This window comes from Streptomyces sp. NPDC028331 (assembly GCF_055565775.1).
Window position 1 is genome coordinate 237511 of the sequence record NZ_JBVHTR010000012.1, and the last position, 7507, is coordinate 245017.

A 7507-nucleotide genomic window follows, 5' to 3' on the forward strand; every position below is an offset into this window, starting at 1 on the left:
CTATGAAAACGATTGACACCGGAAAATTCTGGAGGCTGTTGCATACCCTCCCTGTCCCTGACGATGCCGAATTCCTCTACGGCCCGCACGGGGACGGACAGATCCGCGAACGCAACCTCCGCCTGTACCTGAAGCTCATGGCGCAAAATCGGCCCGACCTTCTGCTGGTGGGTGAAGCCCCCGGCTACCGAGGACACGCCGTTACTGGCGTCCCGTTCATGAGCGTGCGCGAGCTTGCTGCCCGGCCGGGACTCATCACCGGGAACCCCAAGGGTGATGGATTCGAAATTCCCCCCACTCCAGCCGCTCAGTGGGAGGCATCGTCGGCCACCGTGTGGAAAACGATGGCCTCGTGGCGCGGTCCCTTGCCGATTTTCTGGCCGGTCTACCCGCACCACCCCCATGCACCGGGAAATCTTGCCACCAATCGCACTCCACGGGCCGAGGAGATCACGGCCGGGACACCTGTCGCCCTGGCCTTGGCAGAAGCTTTCCGCGTCACCACTATTGTCGCCGTCGGCCGTAAAGCCCAGAACGCACTGGCACGCAACGGCGTCGCCGCCGAAGCCGTACGCCATCCAGCCCAGGGAGGCGCACGGGTCTTTGCCAGCCAGCTCGCCACGCTCAATGAGGCCCTGGCCTAGCCGGCGTCACAGAGTGTCGCCGTGTCAGGCTCCCAAGCCGTGCGGTACGGTCCCGGGTCCCGAAGAGGGAAAGCGGCTGGTCGCCGAAGCCCTGTAAGTGACACGCTCTTGAAGCAGGTGGTCCGGTCTCATGGGTATGACCGTCGGCTGCTGGACCTTGACATGGGCGGGAAGGCTGACCGTGAAGGTGACGATGTCGGCACTGTCCTGTTTCGTGCAGCCGCCAGACCCGCTCCTTCGTCCCGTCCAGCCGGACCGGACCCTGACGTCTTGACAACGGAAATCCTTCACCGCGTCCATCGTCGCTGATGTCATCTCGGACCTCGAGAGGGGCTGCGCCCCACCCTGCCCGTCACCGCGCTGGACGATGCAGGGCCAGGTCCGGCTCGCTGAAGCGGCTGGAGACCAGGTTGGCTTGGTGCCAGTGTGGATAGATCAGGTCGGGTGCGCTGGCCTTGTCGAGCCGGTCGATGTCCTCACTGCTCAAGTGCACGTCGACGGCACCGAGATTGTCGGCCAGCTGCTCGTCCTTGCGAGCGCCGACGATCACGGAGGTCACGCCGGGTTTTGCGAGCAGATAGGCCAGGGACACCTGCGCGGGCGAGGCGCCACGATCCGAGGCGATGTCGACGACAGTTTCGATGGTGTCGTAGAGCTTGTCCTCATCCCGTACGGGCGGTTCGGACCACTCGGTGAGATGGCGGCCTTCGGTGGCCTGCTGCCCACGGCGATACTTGCCCGAGAGCAGCCCGCCGGCAAGCGGGCTCCACACCATGATCCCCAGTCCCTGGTCCAGGGAAAGCGGCACCAGCTCGTATTCGGCGTCGCGTGATTCCAGCGAGTAGTAGATCTGATTGCTGACGAAACGCTCATAGCCGTGCGCGTCGGCCACGCAAAGCGCCTTCATCAGCTGCCAGCCCGAATAGTTGGAGACACCGAGGTAGCGGACCCTGCCCGAACGCACCAGGAAGTCGAGAGTTCCCATGGTCTCCTCGAGCGGCGTCAGCCCGTCCCACTCGTGGACGTGGTAGATATCCAGGTGATCGGTTTTCAGGCGGCGCAGGCTGGCCTCGATCTGCTCGAGAATGTGGTGGCGCGACAGCCCCTCGTCGTTGGGGCCGTCGCCCATCGCCATACGCACTTTCGAGGAGATCAGCAGCTGGTCGCGCCGCCCCGCGATCACCTGGCCGAGGATCTCCTCCGCTGCGCCAGCCGAGTAAATGTTGGCCGTGTCGATGAGGTTGACACCGGCGTCGAGGCACATGTCGATCTGGCGCCGGGCACCTGACAAGTCGGTTTGGCCGACATTTCCGAAGACATCGCTGCCGCCGAAGGTCATAGTGCCCATGGCCAGCGTTGAAACATGCAAACCGGACCGGCCCAGTTGCCTGAATTCCATGATGATCACACTCCGTCCCTCTTGCATGACTACCACGCTTCTACTGTGCTCGCCTGCCCGCGGTTACTCAGCCACGGGTGCCAAGCCGGAATCCGTGCTGAGCACGGGTGTGCCCTCGCGGCACGAACGGCAGATCAACTGCCGGACCGGTCAGCACCGATCGAGCGAAGGCGTCGCCGACAGCCGAGTTCCCGTGCAGGGCGTCCGGGCCGTCGCGGTAAATGCCGGTGAAAACGGATAACTACGCGAGCCCTTGCGGATGCCTCGGGCCGCCAGGTGGCAGCAACGAGGCACCGGTCCGCCGCGTTCCGCGACGGTCGATCTGCGACGAATTCAGCGGAGCAATCCTTGATCTCATCACCGGAGGCTGGGCGACCATACAAACGAGGTGAACGTAACCGGATACGGTATGTGTTCGCCGGGTGCACGAAGAGAGGCCCCAAGATGCGTGACAGGGCAGTGCGACGGAAGATGTCACGTGACGCCCTACGACAGGAGGACGAGATGATCATCTTGAACGTCTTCTTCGAGGTGGCTCAGCAGCACGAGGCGGAATTTTTACACTGCTGAACAAAAAACATGGCGGCGGAGGCTAACAAGGAAGACGGATGCCGCCTGTACCAGCTATGGCGTAACGAAGCATGACCGTACGGCTACGCCCTGATCGAACATTGGCAGTCGCAGGAGCATCTGACCGCGCACGCAAGACGCCGCACTGGATCCACTTCGGACGACGCCGTCAATTCCTATCTGAAGTCGAACGACGACGAACAGCACTACGAAGAGATCCCTCGCTGAGATGAATACCTGCACTCCCGCCCGGCAGGTGACCAAACGGGCCCGGGTAGACCCGGCGTCCCGCTGGAAGTCAGGGCCCGCCACAGACGTCTGTCCCCTGCCCAGCGATCTCCCGGAAGGTGTCATTCCATGACACGGAGGCATCTGCCACCGCCTCCCTTGATGGCGGACCGGCCGTCACCGCGGGCGCGTCCAGCGGCGTCGGCGAAGCGTCGGCCGAGCGCCTGGCGACACCGGGCCCGAAGTTGGCCGTGCGGGTGCGGAGCACGGATCGCCCGGACGAACGCCGGCATCGCTGTGGCGATCGTCGTCGACGCGACCGAAGCCGCCGCGCTGCAGGCCGCGGCCGACCGCGTTCAGGCCGAGCTGGCGGCGCGAACCGGCTCTTCAACAACGCCGGCGTCATGCTGCCCAGCCCCGTCGAGGAGCCGCCCGCCGACGAGTGGCAGCAGCACACCCCAGAACCTCTACCCGACCCGCCGTCTACGCCCGCGCCAAGGCATGCGTCTCGCACCTGTCCAAGCACCTCCGGGTCGAGCTGGCCCGAAGAGCGTGCGGGTCTCCGCGATCGAACCCCGGGATCGTCGGCACGGAACGTCACGACCACCTCACGGACCCCGGCGCCCGCACCTGGCTCGAGGGCTCGAAGGACACCATCGACTGGCTCATGCCGGACGGCATCGCGCAGACGGTCGGCTTCATCGCCTCCCTCCCGTTGCGCGTCAACCTCCCCCGGGTCTTCATCTGCCGACGGCCCAGCTCAGCTGACTCAAACCACGCCATCACCCCTCGATCAAAGTCTAAAAAATAAGCAACACAACCGATCAGCATCGTGCCACCAACGATCGGGCGACAGCCTTTCGACGCTCACACCTGGAGGCGATCAGCATGCCTTACTCCCAGCCTGTGCAGGGTTTCCGGAACTACTACGAACGCTCCGGCAGCGGCACACCCGTCGTCCTCGTCCACGGAAACCCGGGCGACCACATGGAGTTCTCGCGCGTCGTTCCGCTGCTCGGCGACGACGTCGACGTACTTACGCCCGACCTTCACGGATACGGCAAGTCCGACAAGCACCTGGAGGACGTCGGCAACGCCTACTCGCTCACCGGTCAGGTCGACGCCATCATCGCGCTCATCGACGACTTGGGAATCAGCAACGCTGTGCTGTGCGGCTACGACGTGGGAAGCTTCACCGTTCAGACCATCGCCATGAAGCGTCCGGACCTGGCGCACTCTCTGGTCATCGCGCCGCCGACTCTGGGGGTCGGGCGGCGCATCCTGGAGGAGAAGGCCGTCAACGCCTTCCTGCACGCCATCTTGTACAAGACCAGGCTGGTCGAGGACCTGATCGACGGAAAACCGGAAGCCGTGCGTGCAGCTTTGCGAGAGAACCTGGAGAGCTGGTCACCTCCCGGCTCTCCCGCGGTCGACGTGCTCCTCGACCACCTCACCGAGAATCACTCGAAGCCGGGCGAATTCGTCGCCGGCGCAATGTGGTTCCGCTACCCCGAGGGCAACCCCATCACCTTCTACGCCAACGAGACCAAACCCGCGCCGGAGGACAGGTTCTCGAAGAACCTCACCATCCTGTGGCCCGACAGCGACGCGCTCTTTCCCACGGAATGGAGCGACACGCTCGACGACTACTACAGCGACTACGACCTCCACTTCATGAAGAACACTGGGCATTTCAGCCCCGTCGACTCCCCGGAGACCTGGGCGGAGCACATCCGCAAGCACGTACAAGCCGCCGCGAAGTAGCCGAAGCCGAGTAGCACGATTGCGGTGCGGAGCAGAGTGGGTGGGGCGGTGCAACGAACGGGCTGTTCGGGGGCCGACAGTTCCACCGACACCAGGATGTCGTCGTAGACGTGCGACCGTTTCTGCGGCCGCATGAGACGATCGGCGGTCGTGCTCGGGTGGATACCGAGCGACACTTGCGGGGGTTGCCTGATCATGAGGCGAGGGCTAGGTCGCCATCCCTGCGCATGCCGCAGCCGGCAGACCCTGCTGTCGTCCCGTGGCAAGGCTTCCGCCAGGACGCCGATGCGCTGCTGCGACAACTCTCGTCGATTTTCCCGGACGCACTCGCACTTGCCGAATCAAGGGTCTCGTGACGACCTGTGACGTGCACGACTGCCAACGGGCAGGAGGTCTCCACCGTGGACATGAAGCTGGAAGTCGTGGTGATCCCGGTCGCCGACGTCGACCGGTCGAAGGATTTCTACACGGCGATGGGCTGGCGGCTGGATGCCGACTTCGTCGGTGGTGATGGCTTCCGTGTAGTACAACTGACCCCGCCGGGATCCGCCTGCTCGGTGATCTTCGGCGACGGCGTCAGCTTGGCCTCGCCGGGATCCGTCGAGGGCCTGCATCTCGTCGTTCCGGACATCGAGGCAGCACGCACGGAGCTGGTCCGGAACGGCGTCGAGGTGAGCGAGGTATTCCACGACGCAGGCGGAGTGTTCCACCACGCCGGCACCAAGAGTCGAGTGCCCGGTCCGGACCCCCAGCGGGGCAGCTACGCGTCGTTCGCCTCGTTCGCGGACCCGGATGGCAACGGCTGGACACTACAGGAAATCACCGAACGCCTGCCAGGACGCTGACGCCGCTCGAACCAGAACCGGCAACCGACGAGAGACAGGCTCAGGGCTGCGACGTTCGCCTCGGCTTCGGACCGTGCCCAGGCCTTCGTACACGCGCGCAACAGGTGCATGGCGGCATGAGAACGTCGGGCAGCAGGATGACGCCTGGCCCATCCAGTACGCGTGCTATCCACGGCGATGTCGAGGCGGACGAGTCGAACCAGGGGGTTCATTCCAGTTGCGCGACCGGACCGCACCGCACCGCCTAACGGTGGAGCGCTGCTGTTGAGCCGACCACGACTTGCTCGCCGACCGCAGTGCACACGGTTGGACCCGCCGGCCCAGCGGCGCGTCCGGCCCGGACCCGCGACTGACCGCTCATTATCCCGACTATGTGTACATCACACTGTGACTGGTCGGGGGAAGGTAGAAGCATTCGGCCAAGCTGAGCGGCGTAACGGCAAGGTCCACTTCAGTGCGCTTCCTCGCCTGCACGCCGTAGCCCACGCAGCGGCAGACCGCAACGTGGCCCATTTAGGCGTCGTTTCTTATGGTCAGCCGAGCAGTAGGCTTACGGTTCGTCGAAGGCAGTCATGGCGGCTACCGCCCCGGTGGTCGTAGGCAGCGTTTTTTGCGGGACACTCCTGGCGTGGAAGGGACGTTCCGACTCCGGCGCCAGACAGGTCGATGGGCTCGCTTTGCCGAGGTGACCGTTGAGGTGACTCCTTGCGATGAACCCGGTGTCATGCTCGGGGACGACCCGTTCGGCTGGCGGCGCGCTGTCTACGGTCCTGATGCATGGCCGTGCCCGTACGACGGCGATCTACGGCGGGAGGCAGCAGAAGGCGCCTGGTATGCCCTGAAGCGGCTTGCTTCCCCGAGGCCGCGGGTGCTGGTGCTCGTCACCGAAATCATCGAGCGCACCGCAGACACCGGTCCCGGCGATGTGAAGTTCGCGGCGGCACATGCGGTCTGGCGTGCGATGGGGCAAGTGCCGACGGACCCTCCGCACATCGATCAGGACGGCATACCTGTCTTCCCGAGCTGAGACAGGCGACGGTGGGCGATAAGGGTGGCGGCGATGCCGGCGAAGGCGAGAAAGTGCTCGGGCTTTCGTTCGTAGCGGCGGTTCAGACGTCGGCAAGCCGCCGGCCACGAGATTGTGCGCTCCACCACCCAGCGATGGCGGCCCAGGCGCTGAGAGCTCTCGACGCCCTTGCGAGCGATGCGGGGCATGATGCCGCGGGAGCGGAGCCAGCTCCGCAAGCGGTCATAGTCGTAACCCTTGTCCGCATGCAGCTTGCCCGGGCGACGTCGGCGAGGGCCCCGTGGAGAGCGAATGGGAGGAATGCCCCTCACCAACGGCTCCAGACCCTGGCTGTCGTGCAGGTTCGCGGCCGAGATGCCGATCGAGATCGGCAGACCGTTTCGGTCTGTGACCAGGTGGATCTTGGACCCGTTCTTGCCAGGGTCGGTCGGATTCGGTCCGGTCAGCGGCCCCCTTTTGCTGCCCGCACGCTGACGGAGTCGATTGCACATCGCGACCGGTCGAGCTCTCCTCGAGACCCCAGCTCATCAAGGACGACACGATGCAGCCGGCCCCACACTCGGGCCTGGCTCCATTGAGCAAAGCGCCGGTAGACGGTCTGCCAGCACGGGCCGAACACCGGCGGGAGCTGCCGCCAAGTACAGCCCGAGGTCGCCACGAACACGATCGCGGCGAGCACCTCGCGGTCCCCAGCCCGGCGCCGACCACCGCCTTGCGGACGTGTCACTTCGGTAGGCGGTACGACCCGCCGGAACAGGTCCCACAGCTCATCGGGCACCAGACGCTCTACAAGACTCACCATGACCGGTCCGCGAAGCCACCTGCCATAAGAAACGAGGTCTTAGTGAGCGTTTGGTTCTGGTATTGAACGGTTTATGGGGGCTTTCAGGAGCCAGGTCGAGCGCTCAACGAAGCGATTCGCCGGAAAACGCCGTCTCTGCGGCAATCAGCAGGGCAGCAATGCGCCGGGTTCCTTCCAAGAGCTCCTGTCTCATTTGGAAACCTACCGGTTCGTACCGAGTGGAAAACG

The 7507-nt window shown here is 64.7% G+C and carries 6 protein-coding genes; 4 read left to right on the plus strand and 2 right to left on the minus strand.

Annotated features, from left to right (window positions below; genetic code table 11):
* Positions 1 to 2 precede the first annotated feature (2 nt).
* Positions 3 to 644, plus strand: a complete 642-nt coding sequence (locus tag ACZ4SW_RS20000) for a uracil-DNA glycosylase (RefSeq protein ID WP_468244939.1) — start codon at positions 3 to 5, stop codon at positions 642 to 644.
* 352 nt (positions 645 to 996) lie between these two features.
* Here the strand turns inward: ACZ4SW_RS20000 and ACZ4SW_RS20005 are convergent, their stop codons facing one another.
* A complete protein-coding gene (locus tag ACZ4SW_RS20005; RefSeq protein ID WP_468244989.1) occupies positions 997 to 2043 on the minus strand; it encodes an aldo/keto reductase in 1047 nt (348 codons plus the stop codon).
* A 1686-nt stretch (positions 2044 to 3729) separates the two neighbouring features.
* Here ACZ4SW_RS20005 and ACZ4SW_RS20010 point away from each other — a divergent pair.
* The 3 genes from ACZ4SW_RS20010 (at position 3730) to ACZ4SW_RS20020 (ending at position 6477) form a co-directional block, all read left to right on the plus strand.
* Positions 3730 to 4605 (plus strand): alpha/beta fold hydrolase, encoded by an 876-nt coding sequence (locus ACZ4SW_RS20010; RefSeq protein ID WP_445416380.1) that lies wholly within the window; start codon positions 3730 to 3732, stop codon positions 4603 to 4605.
* 401 nt (positions 4606 to 5006) lie between these two features.
* Positions 5007 to 5450, plus strand: coding sequence for a VOC family protein (locus ACZ4SW_RS20015; RefSeq protein ID WP_468244943.1), 444 nt, complete (start codon positions 5007 to 5009; stop codon positions 5448 to 5450).
* Between the two features lie 628 nt (positions 5451 to 6078).
* Positions 6079 to 6477 (plus strand): hypothetical protein, encoded by a 399-nt coding sequence (locus ACZ4SW_RS20020; RefSeq protein WP_468244946.1) that lies wholly within the window; start codon positions 6079 to 6081, stop codon positions 6475 to 6477.
* Here ACZ4SW_RS20020 and ACZ4SW_RS20025 read toward each other — a convergent pair.
* A protein-coding gene (locus ACZ4SW_RS20025; protein WP_468244950.1) for an IS5 family transposase occupies positions 6447 to 7279 on the minus strand; the annotation gives its coding sequence in 2 pieces (ribosomal slippage) (positions 6447 to 6925 and positions 6925 to 7279; 834 coding nt in all). The genes ACZ4SW_RS20020 and ACZ4SW_RS20025 overlap by 31 nt on opposite strands.
* Between the last annotated feature and the right edge of the window lie 228 nt (positions 7280 to 7507).

Coding starts and splice junctions, on each gene's coding strand:
- ACZ4SW_RS20000 (WP_468244939.1), top strand. CDS start 3: ATGAAAACGATTGACACCGGAAAATTCTGGAGGCTGTTGCATACCCTC.
- ACZ4SW_RS20005 (WP_468244989.1), bottom strand. CDS start 2,043: ATGGAATTCAGGCAACTGGGCCGGTCCGGTTTGCATGTTTCAACGCTG.
- ACZ4SW_RS20010 (WP_445416380.1), top strand. CDS start 3,730: ATGCCTTACTCCCAGCCTGTGCAGGGTTTCCGGAACTACTACGAACGC.